Genomic DNA, 20697 nt, shown 5'->3' on the forward strand with positions numbered 1-20697 from the left:
ATTTCCTATCTCCTCCCCCTGTGCTTGTGCCCCGGATATTGGTCCTTTTTCGACTTTTCCAGTTGGCCGGAAAAAGTTTTGTATATTGCTATGAAACTCTAGAAAGTAGTTAATGAACGAATGAAATGCACTGTTCTTAAGATAAGAAATGAGCCCCCCTCTCATTTCATACCCATAAAAGGAACATTATGTTGAAAACGTTATTGGAAATGCGAGGTTATCGACTGCGAGCGATCGATAAGGATCTTGGAAGTGTCGATGATTTCTATTTTGACGACCGGTTATGGAAAATCCGATATCTCGTGGCAGATACAGGGAATTGGCTCCCGGGTAGAAATGTGCTTATCGGTCAGGAAGCCCTTGAACGGTCCGATTGGGAAAATAAGGTTTTTCTCGTGACCCTGACCTCCGCAGAAATCGAAGACAGCCCGGGAGTAGAAACCGACTTGCCATTTTCGCTTCAAAAAGAAAAGGAATTACGCATGTTTTTCAATTGGAGAGATTATTGGGACGATGATGTTTTTCTCCAGCCTGCCGGCCTCACTCCGATGAGTGTGCCTGGCGGAGAAGCCATCGAACCATCGTTCAGAAAGGAAAGGCATTCCTCCGGGACATTGGATGGAAATCCATATCTGCGGTCTGCCGCTGAGGTTCAGGGATATTACATCGGCGCCATGGATGGAGAGATCGGCCATGTTGACGATTTTATCGTAGAGGATATTTCATGGGACATCCGATACCTGGTAATCGATACCCATAATTGGTTGCCGGGGAAGAAAGTTCTCATGGCCCCCCGGTGGGTGAATTCTATTGATTGGAGCAATCACACGGTTGACGTATCCATGAATCGGGAAACCATTGAAAGGAGTCCTGAGTATGATCCAAACAAGCCCATCAATAGAGAATATGAAGTGCGGATGTATGATTTTTACGGAAAACCTCACGATTGGGAATGAATGAAACTTGCCGCACTTTAAAAAAATGGATCAGTCAATGCGAAATATTATTATGAACATTCCTATTCCCACCGCTCTTGTTGGAGTGGGTTTATACTGGTTATGTAAAAATTCTTCGCAAGGTTCTCTCACGTCACTACGGTCCGAGGGAAGTGAATCTTCTCCTTGGTGCAAGCAGGAAAATGGCCATACTCCGATAAAAGAACAAGTCAAAGAGCAATTGGAAAAGGCGACGGATACGGTTGAGGGCCAATTGACAGAGTGGAAGGTTCAGGCGAGGCAACAGGCCTACGAGTGGAAGAAAGGGACCGAGCAAAAAATGGACAATGTCAAGGCATATATTGCAGAAAAAAGGATGGTTGCACGAGGAGAATTCAGCCGGCTTTTGGATGCCCATCCTCTCGCTGTCGGAGCAGGCATGGTCGCACTCGGCGTAGCCGTCGCAGCGGCGATACCCGTGAGTCGAAAAGAAGACGTATGGGTGGGACCTTCTCGTGAAAAAATGGTGGAATCTGTGAAAACGGCAGTTGGAGCGACGGCCGAAGATGTGACACAGAAAGCTGGGCAGGTCGTAAAGAAGGCCTTGCAGAATAAAGAATATCCACCTTCCTAATGTCCAAACACTCAATATCATGCCATCATGAAGAAAGGAAATACATGGAATCCTATGTCAAAAGAATTTTGCTGTTCGCATGTTTTGCCGGGTCTCTGTTTCTTGCCCTGGGTTGTGAACAAGAAGGCCCTGCTGAACGAGCAGGCGAAAAGGTAGATGAATCAATGGAGAAAGCCGGAGAAAAGATGGAACAGGCCGGAGAAAATATACAGGATTCGGCCAATTAGAAATCTCCAAATCCTGACGAAGGCATTGTTGTTTCTCCATTTTTCCTTATTTGAAAGAAATTTTGTCCATTGTATGAAATGGGTTGAAAAGGCAACACTGAATTATGAATTGAGGTAATGTTTGCGGGGGAGTGATTATGTCATTGAATTCCAGAATTTTCATCTTACCCTGACGGAAAGGAGAAATGATGACCACTGCCAATGCCAAAAAATGTGCTCACCCTTCCTGTTCATGTGAAGCCCCGCCAGGGAAGGAGTTTTGCTCGGAAAATTGCTCGTCTTCCCAACCTTCAAAGGGCGGAAAATGTCAGTGCGGACATTCCGGATGTGGGCACGGAGGTTAGCAGCACGAATGCCCAGAATACGAAGGTTGTTTCTTTGGGGTTGAGCGGGAAATTTTAATGTGAAGGAGGCGAACATGACTATCCCCAAACACGAGGAGAATTGGTACCTGAAGTTAAAAATTATCACAATATTTGCTGTTCTAATGGGAGTTCCGGGATTTGCTGTTGGTAGCGATCTCACCGGTCATACTGCCGAACACGACCGATCGGCAACCACTCAAATACAGAAAGATCATCAATTAGACAAAGGTCATCGACTCATTGAAGGAGTGGTTGAGGAAGTGAACGAAAATACGATACGGGTCGATGCGGGAGAGGCAGGAGAGTTAGCTCCCCGGTATCTGAATTTGAGTAATTCCAAGAAGAAAGAAAATTTCAAAATTGGAGACATGGTTCAGATCGAGGTTAACGCTCAAAATAAGGTGGTGAATTTTCGACCGATTCAAATGGAGGGAACAAAGCATTAATCAATACCTATGAATCTGAATGTTGAAAAGGGGGATGCACATTCCATCAATATGGCAAATAAGTCATTCCCGATGAACAAACCATTCCTACCCTACTGGTAGGAAACAAAGGAGAATTACCTATGTTAAGTTGGGCCATTACATTTCTAGTTATTGCTCTCATTGCAGGAGTGGTCGGCTTAACGGGTGTGGCAGGTACAGCGACCAACATTGCCTGGGTGTTATTTGTCGTATTTTTGATAATTTTTGCCTTGAGTTTTATTACCGGAAAAAGACCTCCGGCCTAACGGGAGGATTGAAGGAAACCAAACCCGTCATGAATTAGAAGCGTCTCACTATTGGGGTGATGGAGGTTTGGCGACTGCAAAACGGTTGAATTTAGCTGAAAAAGTTCTACAAGAGAAAACATGAAGCACTGGCCGGGGAAACTCATTTGGTTTCAATCATGATTATGGTCATTACCCCTGATGAGGCCCTTCGCAGCGCGATAGTGCTTCACTTTCAAGAAAAGGATTATGCATGTTCTACACCGGAACATCGGCAGGATGTGCATGCACTGGTGGCAAAACATGCCCCGGAAGTCATCGTCCTGGACATGTCCATTGCCGATCCCAATGGGGTAACCCTCTTGAAAGGTCTGCGTGCCACAGGTTTTGGCGGAAAAATTATCGTGATCAGTGGACCCTCCAATCGCCCATTAATGGTTAACATGCATCATCACAAGGTCGATCAAGTCATGAGGAAAACTCCAACCGATCCAATTGGCCCTTTTATCGATCAACTGGAAAGCATTATCCGAGTGATGTTTCGTGAGGAAATATCCTGAAAACCCATATGAGCATGGCGGTGGATAGTTCTGTCAACATGGAAAGGATTGAGAAGACCGGTTTACGGGTTTAAGACGGAAAAAGGAATAAAAAATGATTCCACGGGCAGTTCCCACGTGAACGGTCCAGGTGATAGGTATCCCCGTATTATATTTTCCCAATCGATAATGGAGCGAGAAAAGGGTTCAGTGATGACCAGGCCAATTTGGAAAGGGCACATTACCTTTGGTCTGGTCACCATTCCCGTTGTCGTTCATTCAGCTGAAAAACAATTTGACCTGCATTTCCGGTTATTGGATAGCCGGAATCATGCCAGAGTGCGATATGAACGTGTGAACGAGGAGACGGGTGAAGAGGTGCCATGGCAGGACATTGTGAAAGGGTTTGAATACGAAGAGGGTCGGTATGTTCTGTTAAATGATGCCGATTTTGAAAAAGTTGCCATTGAAGTGAATAAATCAGTTGAAATCGAAAATTTTGTCAATGGAAAAGATATCGGCTACGAGTACTTTGATAAACCCTATTATCTTGTTCCCGACAAAAAGGGTGAAAAAGTATATGTGCTGTTGCGGGAAGTGCTTCGTCGGAGTGGCAAAATCGGGATTGCCAAAGTCGTTATCCGAACACGCCAGTATTTAGCCGCGCTTATTCCTCAAGGACAGGTTCTGTTGCTGGAGCTTCTACGATTTTATCAAGAAATCCGCAATGTGAAAGAATTGGATGTGCCGGGGGCGAGTATGAAATCCTATAAAATTTCAGAAAAAGAATTGACTTTGGCCCAACAGTTGGTGGAATCCATGAGCACCAAGTGGGAACCCCAGTGTTATCAAGATGATTACCGTGATGCCTTGTTGCAATGGATCGAAAAGAAATCGAAAAATGCCCAGTCACGAACATCCGTCCCCCCTGTCGCCAAAGAAGAGAAATCAGGTTCAGGACAAGTCGTTGATATCATGTCCTTATTAAAGAAAAGCGTTCAAAAGGCCAAATCCTCCGGCCCTGCCAAAAAACGTAAATCCGCCCCCACTCGAAAATCCCGTAAGGCCAGTTAAAGTCCCTTTCATCGCTAATTGCTCGCCTGACTAAGCAGAAGGGTCTTTATTTCAGTCCTTCAAGACGAAGACACTCAAGGCTGCTCGCAGGGAGTCACAAACATGGGATTAAAGGAATATCAGGGTAAACGGCAGTTTGAGAAATCCCCGGAACCTCGTGGGACGATCTTCCGGAAAAAGGGGTTTTCGTTTGTTGTCCATAAGCATGCGGCAAGCCGGTTGCATTATGATTTCAGGCTCGAACTGGACGGTGTATTAAAAAGCTGGGCGGTTCCGAAAGGTCCCAGTTTACATCCTTCCCTCAAGCGTCTGGCCGTTCATGTTGAGGATCACCCTGTCAAATATGGATCCTTTGAAGGATCCATTCCCAAAGAAGAATATGGCGGAGGGACCATCATGATATGGGATCGGGGACAATGGGTCCCCCAAGGAAATCCCCAACAATCCTACGACCGGGGACGATTGAAATTTCTTCTAAAAGGCCAAAAGCTGAAAGGGGGATGGAGCCTGATTCGGATGAGAGGGGCAAAAGCCAAAGAAGAAAAAAACTGGTTGCTGATCAAAGAAAAGGATTCGGTAGCCCTCAAAGGGAAACATTCCGATATTATTGACATAGCCCCCGTGAGTGTTGCCACCGGACGATCACTGGAAGAGATTGCCGAGGTGAATCAGAAAAGAAGCAGGCAGAAACCAGGTTGCCAACCAAAGTCGAAAAACAGTTCCACAAAAAGCGGTTCCTCCCGTATGGCTCCACGGGGGAATGTGATTTCCGGAGCTTCCCGCGTCCCTGATCCGTCAGACCTTCCTTCCGCCGTGTCCTCTTCCCAACCCGCATCCTTTCATCCCCAGTTGGCGACATTGGTCAAAATTGCTCCACAAGGAGAGGATTGGCTGCACGAGATCAAGTTCGATGGGTATCGTATTGTCAGCATTGTGAACAACGGAAGAATTCACCTGTTGACCAGAAACGGAAAGGATTGGACAAAAAAATTTCCCGACATTACTGAAGCGCTGAAGGCATTGCCAATTCAACAGGGCATCCTTGACGGGGAGGTTGTCGTACTTCGATCGAACGGCACCTCCGATTTTCAGGCCTTGCAAAATGTCTTGAAGGGTGAAGCCTCCGACCCTCTGGTCTACTTTGTCTTCGATCTGCCCTACTGCGAAGGGTATAACCTGTGTCGGACCCCGCTCCTCCAGCGAAAAGAATTGCTATGGGAATTAATCAAATCTATGCCGGAGGGGACGGCCTTGCACGTCCGATACAGCGATCATATTCAGGGTCATGGAAAACGTGTATTCGAACAGGCCTGCCGACGGGCTTTGGAAGGAATTGTCAGCAAATATGCCATGAGTCCCTATCGCCAAGCTCGTTCAAAGCAATGGGTCAAAGTCAAATGCCACCATCGGCAGGAATTTATCATCGGCGGGTATACCATCCCTTCGGGATCCAGAACATTTTTCGGAGCACTGCTATTGGGCTACTTTGATAAGCGGGGACATTTACAATATGCGGGACGGGTGGGCACCGGCTTTACCCACCAACGGCTTAAACGTGTTCATGCGCTTCTGGCCAAGCGGCCGCAGTCTCATCCTCCATTTGCCCGGTTGCCTTCCGAAAAGGACATTCGGGAGGTGCATTGGGTACACCCTGACCTTGTCGCCGAGGTAGAGTTTTTTGAATGGACACGTGACGGGATGCTGCGCCATCCTTCGTTTGTTGGTCTCCGTGAGGATAAACCGGCAGAAGAAATCATCAAAGAAACTCCACACCTTATGAACAAGAGTTTTTCCGAACCACTCGATTCTTCCAGCCGGCGTTCCAATTCCTCGCCGGATATCTCTACGGAAAACCCGGAACTTGCGCTTACACATCCTAAAAAGATCCTCTATCCTCAACAGGGCATCACGAAACGTAATCTGGCGGAATTTTATCAACAGATTGCCAAGTGGGTGCTGCCTCATGTGGCCGGCCGTCCACTAACGCTGGTGCGGTGTCCTCGGGGATCTGAACAAAAATGTTTCTACCAAAAACATGCCTCGGGATCTCTTCCGGATTCCGTACACCGCATTCTGATCCGGGAAAAAGAAACGAACGCAGAAAATACATTTTTGGTGATTGATGACGTGAAGGGGCTGATCGCATTGGTGCAAATGGGCGTATTGGAAATTCATCCCTGGGGATGCCGGAAGGATCGGACGGATCGACCCGATCGTCTCGTCCTCGATCTGGACCCCGGTCCCGGCGTGAAGTGGGAACAGGTGGTTGAAGGCGCCTTTATGTTAAAAAATCGTCTCTCAGGAGATGGGATAGAAAGTTTTGTGAAAACCTCAGGAGGAAAAGGATTGCATGTCGTGGCCCCCTTGACACGCCGTATCACATGGGACCAGTTAAAACATTACTCTCACAGACTGGCGATGGAAATTGCCCAGGCGCACCCCTCGGGATTTGTGGCGACGATGAGTAAGGCCAAACGAAAAGAGAAAATATACATTGATTATCTGCGTAACAGCTTCGGGGCGACTTCTATTGCCACCTATGGCACCCGAGCTCTCCCGGGAGCGCCTGTTTCCACTCCCGTGAGTTGGGATGAACTCTCTTTCATCTCCGGCTCACAGTTCTTTACTCTTACCACTCTTCCTCATCGACTTCAGACTCTTAGGGCAGATCCATGGAAAGGATTTTTTGATCTTCGGCAGACGCTATCCCGATCTCTTCTCTGATTCCTAATAAACGGGTCTATGCGCTTGCGGGAAGAGTTGCTTTCCCATGCCGTTCATTTCTTCTTTCGAGCACGAGTCTCGGCGGCCTTCTTGGCAGAGGCGGATTTGGCGGATTCCGACCGTGAGGCAGAAGCTTTGCCGCCTATTTTCCCGCCTTTTTTGGCCGGAGCGGTATTCATCCCTTTTTCTCGACCGGATCCCCCTGGTTTCTTTCCTCCACCGGTCATTTTGTTCACCGTAGCCCATGCACGTCGTTCCGCTTCGTCCTCCGATATGCCTCGTTCTTTATATCCTTCTTCAATTTTTTCCGCCTGACGTATTTGCTTTCCGGTGTATTTGGATTTGTCTCCTCTCGGCATTTTCACCTCCTAAAATAGGAAAATCGTAACACTTAGTGCAGAGATTAAATGAGGATTGATATGGAATCCAAGCATTATGGAATGATCAGTGTTGCTGTCCAAGGGTATCGGCCGAATAGGCTTCGCGTTGGCCCATCGGTTCGGGTTCACCCTCCGTCGTGTCTACCCGCGTCTGTCGTTCCATTTCCGAGTTAATTTCGGCCCCGATCATGACGATGAATGCGGTCAGCCAGAACCACATCAGCAGAATGACGGCCGCGCCGAGTGACCCGTACGTCTGGTTGTAACTACTGTAATCATTTGCATAAATGGCAAAAGCCGACGACCCAATTATCCACATCAGCGTGGCGATTCCGGCACCCCAAGACACCCATTGCCATCTCGGGTAATTCCGGCAGGGCGCATACCGGTACAGGATGGCCAATCCTCCCATGACGATCACGGCCAAGAGCGGCCAACGACTGAGAGAAAAGAACGTTTGTATTCTCTGGTCGAATCCCAGCATTCCCAAAACCGCCGGCAGCAGGGTAATGAGAAAGAGAGTCAGGATGACAAAAATAAGACTTCCCATCGTCAGCCCTAACGCCAGCGCGGTAACTTTGATGAAACTCCGTTCTTCTTCTTCATTGTAGGCAATGTTCAAGGACGTGATCATTGCAGACATGCCTTTGGAGGCGCTCCAAATAGCAAAGAGTAATCCCCCGATCGCTCCAAAACTTAACGCCGATTCACCGCTGGTCGAAATGCTTGTCAGCTGCTCTTCGATCAAGGTTTGGGCGTCTTGCGGGAGAAAGGAACTGAGAGAAGTAATCTGTTGCTGAACATCAGAGACTTCGGTAAACAATCCATACAGCGAGACCATGGCCGCCAGAGCCGGAAAGAGCGCGAGGACGGCATAAAACGCTACTCCCGCGGCGACAATCGAAACGTTATCCTGTGAAATCTGATCCTTTACGCGTAGGAGGATGTCCCACCACCCCGTATTGGGGATTTGACCGGGCTGAGTCGCATTCCGGCCTCTTGTGCCGAATTTCTTTTCAGCTGTGGCACGGGACATATTATCTCCTCTTGTTGTGAAATTTTGTCCGGATAGTAAATTTCATGGATGGGAGTGTTGAATAATTAAGATTGTCAAGGACAAATTTGCCCAGGATTAGATGACTCATCAAAGGCTCCGGGTCGGTTCAAAAAAGCATGCCCTGAGTCTTCCCGAAGAGTCCGTTCAGCAAGGCCGCAACCGTTTCTACGCGCGGAGCGTACGCGTAGTACGTGAGCACGGAAAAATGGCGAGAACGCCGCTGGCGGCTTTTTTCAACAGACCCATGGATGAAATGGGACCCGACCTGAATATTTCAGTCAGTCTTCACATATCAATACTGACCATGGGACGAGCCGGCTCATGCAACCGTGAATGTGGCTTGCGTTCTATCTCAGGCCGACCTGTTCTTTTATCGCTTCGCCAGCTGCCCGCTGCGCCTCACTAGCGGCTTCTTTGGCCATGGGCATGATCTCCTTGGCGGTTGCCTTGGCTTCCTTCAGCAACCGGTCGCGTGTATCACCCATCCATTGATCTTCCTTTTCAGACCGGGGCAGGGAAAGGCCGATAGCAATTCCAAGGGCAAATGCCATGGCCCCGATCGCCAGAGGGCTCTCCTGTATATACCCGTACACTCCATCCTTTATGCGTTCGCCCTGCTCGCGTGTGCGTTCCCGAATTTCATCAGGCCGGTGTGACGCCTTTCCTTTCCAGTCTTCCAATGATTCTTTTGCCTGGTCTGTCCATTCGAATAGCTGTTCTTTTGCCTGTTGCCCCGAGGCCTGTGCTCTAATTTTCATAGCGTCCAGGGATCTTCCCCGGCGGGATGGTTTTCTGGGAATGCGTCCGGCTTTAATTTCGGGAGCATATTCCGGCCACTCTTCATAGGGATCAAGGGAATAGTCATCGCTATATCGGTCCCTACCAAATCTGCTTCTGGCTGATGAGGAATTGGCTGCTTGTTTCATCATCCATAGGAGACCCATGCCAATGAGGGCGGTAGGTAAGGGATTGTTCAGGACCCTTTCTACCAGGATGGATTGCCATTGGTTCACCTTCGTCCGGGCATTTTCCTTTGCTGTTTCGACTTTATCCATTGCTGCGTTTTTGACCTGTTCTTTGAGGGTATCCGGAGACAGACGTTGTTGAAGTGTATGAACTGTTTCATCCAGTTCCGCTCTGGTTTCTCGGATTTGTTCGCGAAGCCGGGCAGGATCTTCAATCTTTTTCGTTTCTAACGTATTTAATTGAGCGCGTTGGTCGTCCACTGTTTAGTCTCCTTTACACTGTCTATGGTTTTTTGCGGGGCGGGATTGATGTTCTTCAAGTCGCTGATGCCTTTCTGAATTAAACCGTAACCGATCCCCACGACCACAAGACCGACGATTAGGGCTGAGGCCCATCCGGGTATGACCAACGCCAGACCAAGCGTGGCCGCTGCCACAAGAACCAGCAATCCGGCATAGACCAGCGCCCCTCCTACCGCTAAAAAGGCCACATCCTTGCCTGCCTGTGTGGCTTTTTGCGACATTTCAAGCTTCAAAAGCTGGATTTCCTGTTGAATGAGGATTTTTGTTTCATTTATCAGGTCACGGAAGAGATCACTGAGTGGTCGTTCTTCCTGGTATAAACTCATAACACCCTCCTTCTATGTTCTCCTCAATGTGAATAAAAGGATTTCCCGTTACATGGTTGGCGCGGCAGGGGTCGTTGTTGCCGTGGTTTCTTTCCTCCTGAACGATTCCTGCTGTTCATAGGAAGAGGATTCGTCTATCCCTCGATCTCTGGAACTCTTTAAAAATCTTCCGGCCACAAGCCCCAGCATAAAGGCCCCCCCTAAAAACGCTTCCGGATGGCGGCGGGCAAACATTTCAGTCTCGTTCAGCAATTCCCCGACATCACGGGAATCGAAATATTGCGCCATCCGGTCCATTTGTTCCGCCGCCCGCTCGACATATTGGGCGACACTCTCCTTCTGTTGCTTCCGCAGGGTATGACTCGTTTGTCGGACGGCTTCCGCCAGCCCGCTGAGTTCCCCGACACCCTTTTGTTTCCGGCTTTCGAGTGTGCTCTTTACTTTATCTTGAGCCTGGTTCGCCAATTCGGTGCTTTGCGTTCGAACCCGCTCTCCCACTTCATTCGCTTTTTTTTGAACCTGTTTCCCTATCTCTTTCGCTTTTTCTCTTATGTCATTTGCCATCCCGGTCTCCTTCCATTAAAAAATTCTCTCGAATTATCAACTCCAGCAGTCATCTGCAGCCCAGCCGATAACTTATAAACAACAGGAAGGAAGTCGTGAACTGTCAACAACCCTTAATTTTCGCGAAATATCGAGGGTGCCCTCAGAGTAGTGCGTGCGGCTCTAAGGACACTTGGAGGAGTCTTGAAAAGACTTCTGCCGACTGAGCGAGAATGCGGCCGCAGGGAAAAACGCTACAGATTCCTGGTATGTGTTACAGACTGACCGGCTAATAAAGAAAACCCAACCGGCTTTACTATCCCATGACCCGCGGGAATCTAGAGACGCCGCCCCAACAAATTTTGAAACGGCGGAATTCATTCATAACGAAAAATGGCTGCCAACGACGTGCGGCCTGGCATCTTTTCCTGGGGGAGGGCATAAACCGTGCCTTTTTTAAGTAACGTCTGCACCACCGCAAAATCTAAGATTTCCAGTGATTCAGCGGACTTTCTCGGTTGCGTTTCCACCCGGTTTTGCATGACGTCGATACGCCCCCATTGTTGAATTCCCCGGGCGACGAACAAGGTATCGATTTTTCCCTCGTGGGCTGCTAAAACCACGGTTTTCAGATCATCGGAAGCTTTGGTCGTACCCAAAAACTCTTCACACTTGATTTTAGCCTCTTCTATGCCGTGATCGGCATCCGCTTTCACGACGGGCAAGACCTGCCGGTGCAATTCATGAAGGTTTTTTTCATCAGCATTGCCCGTGACCCCTTCCTCTTTGATATGAGGGTAGGTATTGGCAGCTTTGTAAATCGGAATCAAATATTCCACCCCCGTCAAATATAACCGTGCCTGCGCATCGTGAAGGAACTCATGAAGACCTTTTGCCACCTGTTGGAAAAATTTGGTAATGCGGGATTTAGCTTCGTCATCCCCACCGCCCTGTCCATGAAACATGGCGGCCCGCTGGTCGCCGGCAATGGGAGCTTTGGTATGCCATTGCAACGATTGCTCCCCGCCTTCGGTTTGCTTGGCTTCCTCCATACTGAGGGGAATGTTTGGTATGCACAATTCCTGCAAGCCATCCTGTGAACCCTGGAAGAACCGGATATGGTTCTGACTGAGCGCGAGAAGATAAAACGTTCCTCCATACATGAACACGGGCAGGATGGGCTTCAGATAAAACCGGGATTCCACCATCGTGAGTTCGGGAAGACTGAGAGGCAGATGAAAGACACGGTACCAATCCTTCGCCACATACATAGCCAGCCCCTGATCCTGATGCCGCCAGAATTGCTCATCCTCCAGGAGCTTTGAGAGAGGGGCCAGCCAGGTCCGAGCGTCTGTGTTCCTGATGCCCTGGTCCGTCAATTGCTGTTCAGTCTTTTTGAGAAGATTTTTCAAGCGGATCGGGTCTTGTCGGATTTCCGGACCTGCGGGATGGGTCGGCATGTATAAGGACACACATGGACTTTCTTTTTGTTCAAGGAGATCCTGTAGATCGTTTGTGGTGATTGACATGGGGTCCCTTTCGATGGCTCAGAGATGGACGGCTGCCCAAATATAATTTTCAGCGTAACACGGAAAATTTGCGTAGAAACCTGTTAATTTCCCTGAAGTCTTTTCTCCCCATCACCTGATGCTTAGTTATGTGGGGTACGGTGGGATAGCACTGTTCAATTTCACATTGTAGGTGGTAAATAGGACAGCAGACTCAGTTTGTGTTTGCCAGTTGCTTCTTTCGGGCGTTCTGGAGCGCGTCCACCATCCCCCTACACCGGGCACTATCGTCAGCCATTCCAAACTCTGGAGAGGGAAAAGTGGGTTCGACAGAAAATTCCGGATTCGAAAAGGTGCCCGTGACATGTAAGGGGCCCCGTGAACTCATGATGGTAAAGTCCTTAGGATATGGCTCTACGGTCAGATTTAATTTTTCCTGGCGAAGATCGATCGAGCCGTGACCTTTGAATTTGGTGTCTTGGGTATCCAGTAAGAAGGGATGGATGGTTACAATACCACTGCGGGCCTGCAAGTCGGTATAGGCACACTCTATCTTGACACGCGTATCCGTGCTCAGGAGTACTGCCGCTGCTTCGCTGAAGTCCATTCCGGCCAACTCCACGAGCAGGGCATCAATTTTCCCTCCGGTCATGGTTAAAAACAGACCGCCGTCCGCAGAGCCCAACCACTCCGCCAACGATTCTCCGCGCATCCACAATTTCGCCCGTCCGCCGATGTTGCCAAACGAATCATCAGCCACGTCGAAGCGGGCAAGCAGTCGGCTGAGGTTCACATGATCAACATCCGTATGCAGTTTCGCCTGGATGGGATCTTCACGGGCATTTACCTCAAGTTGCATGGACACGGTTCCGGTAGCCACGCCGAAATCCAGTCGATCCATCTGTAGATGTCCGTCTTCAATCGTCAAATTCAGGGCAAAATCATTGAGCGGAAGGTCCGGTGCCTTAACATCCGTCGCCACATATTCAACTTCTGCATCCAGTTTCCGGAGTTGGGTGAAATCCATGGGTTTTTCCGGTAACACCGTCTGACGATTTTCGGCTTCCTCGGCGCGGGCTTTCTGTGCCTTTGAAGCGGTTTCCTCAGGATCCGGCGGTGCACCGATCAGCCCGGCCAGATCATCGAAATCCAGTTTGCGTGAGTGAAGGCGAGTCGAGACCATGGGACGGTCGCTGCCTGTCATAACCTGCAGGGTGCCGGCGACATCGCTGTCTCCCACCGTTCCGCTCAGGTTCTGCAGAGAGACCGTTTGTCGGTTTTCCGGCCCTTGCTTCCGGTGAAGCAGAGCTTCTAACTTAAAAGGGGGAAGATGCGGCAGGGGAATACCTAAGGCATCGCCTAAACGAGCCGGATCCGGTCCTTTCACCCACACTTTTCCCTTAAAGGCTGACAGGGGAAATATATCTCCTATCGTAGCGTCCAGTCCGATATCGGTGTCGTTTACGGAAAATGTTGCCTCCAGCGGCATCGCCTGATAGTCCCTCCAGGCTTTCTGAATGGAGCCCGTTGCTAGGCGTATATCAACAGGATTTCCACGATATTCTATGGTGCCGTTTACCTGAATGCCGGAGCTTTCCGCCCGGACCTGTAAATCCGACTTGGCCTGTAAGTCGGGATCATCATAGCGTATCCGCATTTCGTCGAGGCGCAACCGATTAACCAGGGCCTCCATCTCAAACGGATAGTTCACGTTGCGCTCTGCAGACGAAAGACTCAAGGCGAGACGGCCGCTCACCGTTCCCAAGCTATCGGATTCGTTCCCCAGCGCCTGCATGGCCTTATCCAGATCCACCCGTTGGATATCGGTCTCAAGACGGGAGGGCAGCGATGGATCGCGCAAATCCAGCAGTGCCGATGTCGTTATCGTGCCTTCACCGATTTCCACTGTCAGCGGGGAGATGCGAAGCAGGCAATTCTCGATTCCTGTCACCATGGAAACATCCTCTAACGTGACATTCGGGAACACCAGGTTTCCGACAGAAATCTCGAGAATGCCTTCTAGATGCGTCAGCCAGTCGGGGATGTGTAAGCCTCCCCTTTTCTGTGTTCCGGGTTGTCGTGCCGGAGATTCTCCGATGCCGGACAGGGGTACCAGCGAAACCACATTGAATGTTCCCGAATGCACGGTTGCTGAAAAACGGGTCCTGTCACCCGGGTCAATGGTAGCCGCTGCGGCAAAATCGCTGTGGCCCATGACGCCCGACAGGTTGTCCAGTGTCCAGGTCCGTGACCTCTTAGACAGTTTTCCCTTTACTGCAATCGGTTCCAATGCCGGAATTTTCATGTCAAACAGAGACGCGACAGTGGACGGGGCATCGCTGTGAAGGGAAACTGACAGATCCATCCACATGGGCGGCCAGGCGGGCTCAATCATTGCAGAAAGCGCAGCCGTCGTGTTGAGCAGTTGTAAATCGGCAGAGAGCGGTGTTTGTGGGGCATGATCGGGTGAAGGCTCGAGTAGAGTGTCGACGGTAGGCCCCGACACTGTCAGTGTCAGCGGTTCGTTGCGTAAAACTCCTTTGGCTTTGATGACCATGCCATCCGATATGTTTTCATCCATGTGCGCCAGGATCTGGGTGTTTGTGGAAGGATCTGTATAGCGAATATCGAAAATTTCGATGTCCAGCGTGCTCCACTCAACGACATGGATTGGTGTATGGGGACTGGTTCCCACCGGGGAGCCTTTTTTTTGATCTGGTGGAGGTACCATGTGTATGTTCATCGCAAGGTTCATTTCAAGATTGCCGGGAAGGTCTTGCATGGCGTTCGATCCGGATGTGAATGCGTTGGCGATCTTAATCATGTTTGAAGCGTCTTTGTTTTCAGCTCGCAGGTGAACTTGCCCTTTTGCCAGATTTTCTTCCACGGATATCTGCGTCTCGATGTTGAGCTGAATACCCGCCATTTCCGCCGATAGGGGTTTTATGATGAGCCTCTGGTCTTCCAACCTCAAGGCGATATCGGCATTGTGTACCGGCACAATTCCTGTTTCGATCAGATCGGCTCGATATGTAAGACTGGTTTGCCAGGCGGCCTGGCCGATACTATTCAAGATATTGCCGATTTTTACGGTCCATGGTTCCGGGTTTGGTTGTTGAGGAACGTATTCCTGAAGTTGTGCCATATCCAGTCGTGTGGAAGAGAGCTGCCCTTCAATCCGGACAGGATTGGCCTCGGGAATGAATTTCAAGGTACCCGTCACATCGCTTTCCTTGACGATGGCTTTCAGGTCATTAACCGCCCATTCTTCATTAGCCAGCAGAAGACGGCCCGCTAATTGATATGTGGGAAAGGCCGGGAAGGCGGTGTCGATTACCTCATTCCATCGGGAGAGGTCTTTGCCCTCCAACAGGATTTGTAGCTCTGCCCTCTCAGGAGAGACCAGTGCATCAATTTCTCCTTCAACATGCAATTTCGTCTGAACGGCGTTGATGAGTAACGCCAACTGAATAGGATTGTCGTGTGTAGGTGTTGCCGGTGACGCCGGCCTTGCCGACAATTCAATCGTGACCGGTTCTCCGGCAAGGTGTCCACCCCCATTGGCCATCACACCGCCTTGAACCATGCCGGCTTCTCTCCTTCCGGCATAGAACGACAGGGCAAGAAAGATATCCTTGCGAGGATCAAGATAGGTCATTCTTCCCCCTTTGACTGTCACGGAATTAATTCGTGGCCAAGCAAACGTTGCATTGTCCTGCTGCCGGTCGTTTTGTGGATTATCCGTGGAAGAATTCCCGTTATTCGTTTCCGCCCAATTGCTCTTGCCGTGACCAGACCGTTCCAGATGTACAACTGGTGCGGTCGCTTGCAGGTCGGTGATGAGCGGATCGCCTCTCAGAATATTCATGAGGTCGATCTCTACCTCCACAACGTCCACCGACGCCAGGTAAGGATCTGCTGCCCAGGACGGATTCGCGACCCATAACTTTTCAACTCGTAACCGGGAAATACGCCCTGGGTCTACCTTCAATGCGCCGATAGTCACCTGTTGACCCAGAGATTCCGTCAGCCTGGATTCAGCGAAATGAAGAAACCATTGGGAGTTCAGCAGCATGATTCCTCCTGCAACAGGTATGACAATCACGCATGCGAGGAGGATGATTGAGGTGAGAAGTTTCCCACTCCACCCTTGCTGTCTCTCTTGTTGCTTCATGAAATATCACCCGCTTTCATTCCGGAAATGGGGGCCCATGAAAAGATGTTTGCTTAGGATTGCCATTCGGCACAATGTATCTGGTATGTTTCTGTATCTCCATTGAGAATGATCTTTTCAAGGATTCATATGAGCCATTTCTCCTCCTTTTCCTTTTCCGATGGGTGGCGGCATGTTCCTGCTGTATGCCTGCTAGTTTTTGTATTGGCGACGTTCGGATGTGGCTCTCCGCTCGGCCATGATGCAGAGGTGTCGGATAGGAACGAATATATCGCCGCCAGAGTAAAAGTCGCTCTTATACAGGAGGGGTTGGATGCGGCTCCTATTGACATCGTAGTCCGAAATGGGGTGGTGACGTTGGAAGGGTTCGTGGAAAAAGAACCACACCGAAAAGCGGCGGAAAAGGCCGCAATCAATGTATCCGGGGTGGATTCCGTTCTCAATAATATTCAAGTCAAATGACATGCCTGTTCTCAGGGTATCTTCCGCTGTGACAAGGTCTCATTCCCTCATATGGTAAATTGAAAACTACACCGTGACTCGCGCGCCCATCGCCTTTCGCCGTTCAAACGGAGGCATCATCGTCTCGAGAGATAACTTAATTGTCGCGTTGGGAACGAGGAAGGGGAGGCTTTAGCAATCAACGAGAGTGAATAGGGAAAATCCCAGATGGAGTGTGGTTTCCGATGATGTGGAAAGCCTCGTGGGATGATCCGGATTCCTGAAACCTCCTCGTCAAGACCGGCCATTCCTCTGATTCCAATTGATGATCGACTCTGAGACGCCAATCATGGTCTGTGCCTCAAGCTGGAACTGGAGGAATGCAGGGGTCCTACTTCCGGCGCGATGATGTCAATCAGAGAACATGGCCCTTGTGCGCGAACTCCCATTTGCCCTCCATTCCAGGTCAAGGCTCAAACCTTCTTTCTCTTCTATGAGACTATTTCTCATTCAAAGGAATATTGGCAATATCAGCGACTTTATCATTCTGATCTACCAAGAGGGTCACCGGCATGCCTTTTGAAAGCTCCTCCAACTCATTCTGTAAATAATCCCAGACCGGTAATGTCAGGGATTTCTTGTTTTTGGTGTGAATCGTTAGGGATTTCTTATCTGGTGTTTCCTGGATGACTCCCTCAATATGACGATAGACATTATAGGCAGTGGAACGAGCCCAATCGTCCTCGGACGTGACATCCTTGGTTAATGTGGCGCTCGCAATTTTATTGGTTTCATCGATGAGAAACAGTCCCTCGGTGTCGAAGGGAATGGCGGCGACTTCGCTTCTGGCAAGCGGACGGACTGCAAAGGATTGTTCTTTCCCATCTTTCGTTTTAATTATCGCTTGTTCCTGCCCAACCTTGAGCGGTTGCGCAAGTTTGCCTTTGACGACTTGGTGATGACTGTGGCCTTCACCGCCGGTGAGATGGTAATCCACGACGTGATTTTTATCATTCACCATGATGGTGACCTTATCCCCCTGTTTCAGAGTAAAGCCCTTCTCTTTCGCCCTTTCCAGTGACAGATAGCGGGGGCTGATTTCTCCGGTATCTCCGGAATTGACCTTTGCCTGATCGGCTTTCACGCTTTCCACCACACCCTTAATAACCCGATGGCCGGGAAGCAATGTAAATGGTTGTTGCCGGCCTCCATCCATTTTCTCCTGTTCCATGGTGGACTGGGGTTTGGATGTACCTGTAGAGGCTTTATCCCCTCCTGATGCAGCCGTTATCCCCACCAAAAGATACACACATGATCCGAAAAGCACAGTGGTTTTCCAGTTTGAGAAAAATTTTATGGAAAGTGACATAGTTCCTCCTTTCACGTGAAAACAGCTAACAGATAGCCTGTTCCGGTTTCCGGGTTACCTGCATGGAGATTGAGCGGAAGCCGGACAACAAGTCACGAATAAATGGTATTGAAGGTTTAAAGGGCTCAGTAGAAAAAAGGAGACAAAGTCACTGATAGTCCACCTCGCCTCCTTCTTTGAGACCCATTTCGTCTTTTGATCCATTTTCCTTCGATATCTCTCCCTTAACAAAATGATATCTAGAGCGAAGGCTAATGACCATTAAATCGCCAAGACTAATGGGCGTACGAAAACAATAAAATCGATTATTTGAACGATGACCATTAAGACGCCCAGCACTGCGTGTAACACCTTCATAATTCGACCTCCTTATTTTGGGAATGCGGTCACTCCAAAAGAGAAAATGTAAAAACCTCTTGCATATTATGAAAAATTATGAGGGGAATTCCGTTAACCGCTAACTGGTGAAAACCCGTGAATTAGCCATATTTACCCCTAGCGATTACCTTCTTCCCCATTCATTTGGGGATGCATTTCATCCCGCTGCTTCCAAATTCAGACCCACAGGCCGGTGGGACGGTATGTTTCTACGATCCCGATTGATCCGTGGCCCTATTTAATTTTTCGGAAATTGAAAACTACATAAATCAAGGGGAGGGAAGAGGGGATGGAGAGGGAGGGTGGGGAGAGAGGACATACCGGGATGCAATGGCGGCTTTGATGCGAGCCAGACTGTGCCCATGTTCAAGCGGTTCGTTGGATTCTATTTCCCGAATCTCGGAGGCCAGGGTTTTATCTTTAATGCAATCTCGAGCCCAGGAAGAATAATCATGGCGCTTCAAATGATACATCCACGTTTCAGGATCCAGCCCTTCTGCCAGTTGAAGAAAGACCATAAGATTTTGTGCTCGGAGGTTCAATTTTCCTTCCGGACCTTGAAAGTAAAAACTGCGATCAGGTCCTAATTCTCCTTCTGCATACTTCCGACGATGACGTCTCCTCTCGCTCCGATTGGGGTGTATCCGGAATCGAACCGGCAGCGCCCCTCCGTAGCGTTCCCAGAATATTGCCTCCCCCGGTTGGATGTGATGGTCCTCGAAGGAAGGCAGAGAATCCCCCACCGAATTGGTGAAAGCCTCTAATCGCTCGCCTGGAGATTTGCCAATCACCACGACACAGGCAATAGCGGCAAGGGCGTCGGCAGCCATTTGATCGGGATGCACAGTGATCATGAGCAGGGAATGTGGTGATGGGGAGGAGAAAGGGGTATCCAATTCTGCCGGCATCAAATGATGAGTCTCATCCAGTACAATCCAATGAGGGCGGCCCGTTCGTGCTCTAAAGTCCTGAAGATCCGTAAAGATGTTTTTAAAAAAAGAAGGACGTTCCTGTATCGCCAGACCCACCAGATTGATGACCAGGTTCGTATCCGGATTTTCCAGGATATTGATAACCTCCTTTGAGGTGGGTGTGTGATTCATGTCACCCAGGATCACAGCCTGTTCCAACGTTTCATAATCGCCTTCAGGATCGATGATACAGCATTGATACCGTTTATCCGTAAGACGCTCAATGATGCCCGTTGATAGCGTTGATTTTCCGCTTCCCGATGAGCCGGCCAGGAGAAGGTTCGGACCATAGGGACTGATCCGGACTTCCTGCTCCGTCTCTGTGGATCCCAGCACCACATAATGCCGATGAAGGGACGGGTCAATTGATTGTAAATCGTCAGCCAGAAGATGCCGGATGAACTCCACGACTCCGTCTCCCTGCTCTCCTTCCGTCACGATATCGGCGCGTTCCTTGATAGCCGGGAGGGCGTTGCCGACTGCCGCGGAGCATTCCACCATTCCCAGAAAGGGCAGATCATTCTCGGCATCGCCAATTCCGGCGACATTGTGTGGTGAGAGGCCCATTTTGTGAAGCGCTTTCTCCAGGCCGGTCGCTTTGCTGAATCCGGCGGGAAGCATCATGACGGCTTCTTTGTTAAAAATCAGTTGAATATCTAATCCAAGATCACGGACCCCTTCCAATACGACAGTTTCATGCGGGCGGACGGTGGAGACGATATTTCGTCCGACTGAAATGGGAATGCCCCGGGAACGAAGCTGCATGATAAAATCTTCCGACGGTATATCCGCCAGTGTGATCGTTTCCTTGGAAGAAGGGTTATACAATAAAAGCCCATTCTCGGCGACAATCCAATCAAATAAATAAGGGTGAGGAAAGACATTCAGTAGATCATCCAGTTCCCGACCTGTGACCAGAAGGAGCTTTCGATTGGTTGTTAAGACTTTTTCCAGACTTCGAAGGGTCGATTCGTAGACGCGCCCATGGAGGGCAAGAGTGCCGTCATAATCAGTCGCCAGTGCTAAATATCTCATTTATGTTGTTTGGTAAAAAATGAAACGACTCCTAGGG

Annotated in this window: 19 protein-coding genes; 10 read left to right on the forward strand and 9 right to left on the reverse strand. The window is 49.5% G+C overall.

Annotated elements, in window-relative coordinates; genetic code table 11:
• The first annotated feature begins 188 nt into the window (after window positions 1-188).
• The 9 genes from H6750_13690 (at window position 189) to ligD (ending at window position 7210) form a co-directional block, all read left to right on the forward strand.
• Window positions 189-956 carry a PRC-barrel domain containing protein gene (locus tag H6750_13690; GenBank protein MCB9775358.1) on the forward strand — a complete coding sequence of 256 codons (768 nt, stop codon included), beginning with the start codon at window positions 189-191 and terminating at the stop codon, window positions 954-956.
• 37 nt (window positions 957-993) lie between these two features.
• Window positions 994-1569 carry a hypothetical protein gene (locus H6750_13695; GenBank protein ID MCB9775359.1) on the forward strand — a complete coding sequence of 192 codons (576 nt, stop codon included), beginning with the start codon at window positions 994-996 and terminating at the stop codon, window positions 1567-1569.
• 44 nt (window positions 1570-1613) lie between these two features.
• Window positions 1614-1796: a hypothetical protein gene (locus H6750_13700; protein MCB9775360.1), complete on the forward strand. Its 183-nt coding sequence runs from the start codon at window positions 1614-1616 to the stop codon at window positions 1794-1796.
• A gap of 201 nt (window positions 1797-1997) precedes the next feature.
• Complete coding sequence (locus tag H6750_13705; protein ID MCB9775361.1) at window positions 1998-2198, forward strand: hypothetical protein; 201 nt, start codon at window positions 1998-2000, stop codon at window positions 2196-2198.
• A 16-nt stretch (window positions 2199-2214) separates the two neighbouring features.
• A complete protein-coding gene (locus H6750_13710; protein MCB9775362.1) occupies window positions 2215-2607 on the forward strand; it encodes a hypothetical protein in 393 nt (130 codons plus the stop codon).
• Between the two features lie 122 nt (window positions 2608-2729).
• Window positions 2730-2894, forward strand: a complete 165-nt coding sequence (locus H6750_13715) for a DUF1328 domain-containing protein (GenBank protein MCB9775363.1) — start codon at window positions 2730-2732, stop codon at window positions 2892-2894.
• 158 nt (window positions 2895-3052) lie between these two features.
• The gene (locus H6750_13720; protein ID MCB9775364.1) at window positions 3053-3433 is read left to right on the forward strand and encodes a response regulator; all 381 of its coding nucleotides are present in this window, start codon (window positions 3053-3055) and stop codon (window positions 3431-3433) included.
• Window positions 3434-3625: 192 nt separating this feature from the next.
• On the forward strand, window positions 3626-4486 hold the full coding sequence (locus H6750_13725) for a Ku protein (GenBank protein ID MCB9775365.1): 861 nt from the start codon (window positions 3626-3628) through the stop codon (window positions 4484-4486).
• 102 nt (window positions 4487-4588) lie between these two features.
• Window positions 4589-7210, forward strand: a complete 2622-nt coding sequence (gene ligD / locus H6750_13730; GenBank protein ID MCB9775366.1) for a DNA ligase D — start codon at window positions 4589-4591, stop codon at window positions 7208-7210.
• 53 nt (window positions 7211-7263) lie between these two features.
• On the opposite strand, the gene H6750_13735 is transcribed toward ligD, so the two are convergent.
• From H6750_13735 to H6750_13765, 7 genes are all read right to left on the reverse strand, one after another.
• Window positions 7264-7569: a plasmid stabilization protein gene (locus tag H6750_13735; protein ID MCB9775367.1), complete on the reverse strand. Its 306-nt coding sequence runs from the start codon at window positions 7567-7569 to the stop codon at window positions 7264-7266.
• Window positions 7570-7654: 85 nt separating this feature from the next.
• A complete protein-coding gene (locus H6750_13740) occupies window positions 7655-8626 on the reverse strand; it encodes a YihY/virulence factor BrkB family protein (GenBank protein ID MCB9775368.1) in 972 nt (323 codons plus the stop codon).
• 368 nt (window positions 8627-8994) lie between these two features.
• Window positions 8995-9873: a DUF3618 domain-containing protein gene (locus H6750_13745; GenBank protein MCB9775369.1), complete on the reverse strand. Its 879-nt coding sequence runs from the start codon at window positions 9871-9873 to the stop codon at window positions 8995-8997.
• Complete coding sequence (locus tag H6750_13750; protein ID MCB9775370.1) at window positions 9849-10241, reverse strand: phage holin family protein; 393 nt, start codon at window positions 10239-10241, stop codon at window positions 9849-9851. Before H6750_13750 ends, H6750_13745 begins: the two co-directional genes overlap by 25 nt.
• 48 nt (window positions 10242-10289) lie before the next feature.
• Complete coding sequence (locus tag H6750_13755; protein MCB9775371.1) at window positions 10290-10805, reverse strand: hypothetical protein; 516 nt, start codon at window positions 10803-10805, stop codon at window positions 10290-10292.
• A 356-nt stretch (window positions 10806-11161) separates the two neighbouring features.
• Window positions 11162-12313 carry a hypothetical protein gene (locus H6750_13760; GenBank protein ID MCB9775372.1) on the reverse strand — a complete coding sequence of 384 codons (1152 nt, stop codon included), beginning with the start codon at window positions 12311-12313 and terminating at the stop codon, window positions 11162-11164.
• A gap of 193 nt (window positions 12314-12506) precedes the next feature.
• The gene (locus H6750_13765) at window positions 12507-16466 is read right to left on the reverse strand and encodes an AsmA family protein (GenBank protein MCB9775373.1); all 3960 of its coding nucleotides are present in this window, start codon (window positions 16464-16466) and stop codon (window positions 12507-12509) included.
• A 129-nt stretch (window positions 16467-16595) separates the two neighbouring features.
• On the opposite strand from H6750_13765, the gene H6750_13770 reads away from it, so the two are divergent.
• Window positions 16596-16928: a BON domain-containing protein gene (locus H6750_13770; protein ID MCB9775374.1), complete on the forward strand. Its 333-nt coding sequence runs from the start codon at window positions 16596-16598 to the stop codon at window positions 16926-16928.
• Window positions 16929-17406: 478 nt separating this feature from the next.
• On the opposite strand, the gene H6750_13775 is transcribed toward H6750_13770, so the two are convergent.
• On the reverse strand, window positions 17407-18276 hold the full coding sequence (locus H6750_13775) for a hypothetical protein (GenBank protein ID MCB9775375.1): 870 nt from the start codon (window positions 18274-18276) through the stop codon (window positions 17407-17409).
• 647 nt (window positions 18277-18923) lie between these two features.
• Entirely contained in the window at window positions 18924-20660 is a 1737-nt protein-coding gene (locus tag H6750_13780) for an HAD hydrolase family protein (protein MCB9775376.1), read from the reverse strand.
• Window positions 20661-20697: the final 37 nt, after the last annotated feature.

The organism is Nitrospiraceae bacterium, from assembly GCA_020632595.1.
Taxonomy (GTDB): Bacteria; Nitrospirota; Nitrospiria; order Nitrospirales; family UBA8639; genus Nitrospira_E.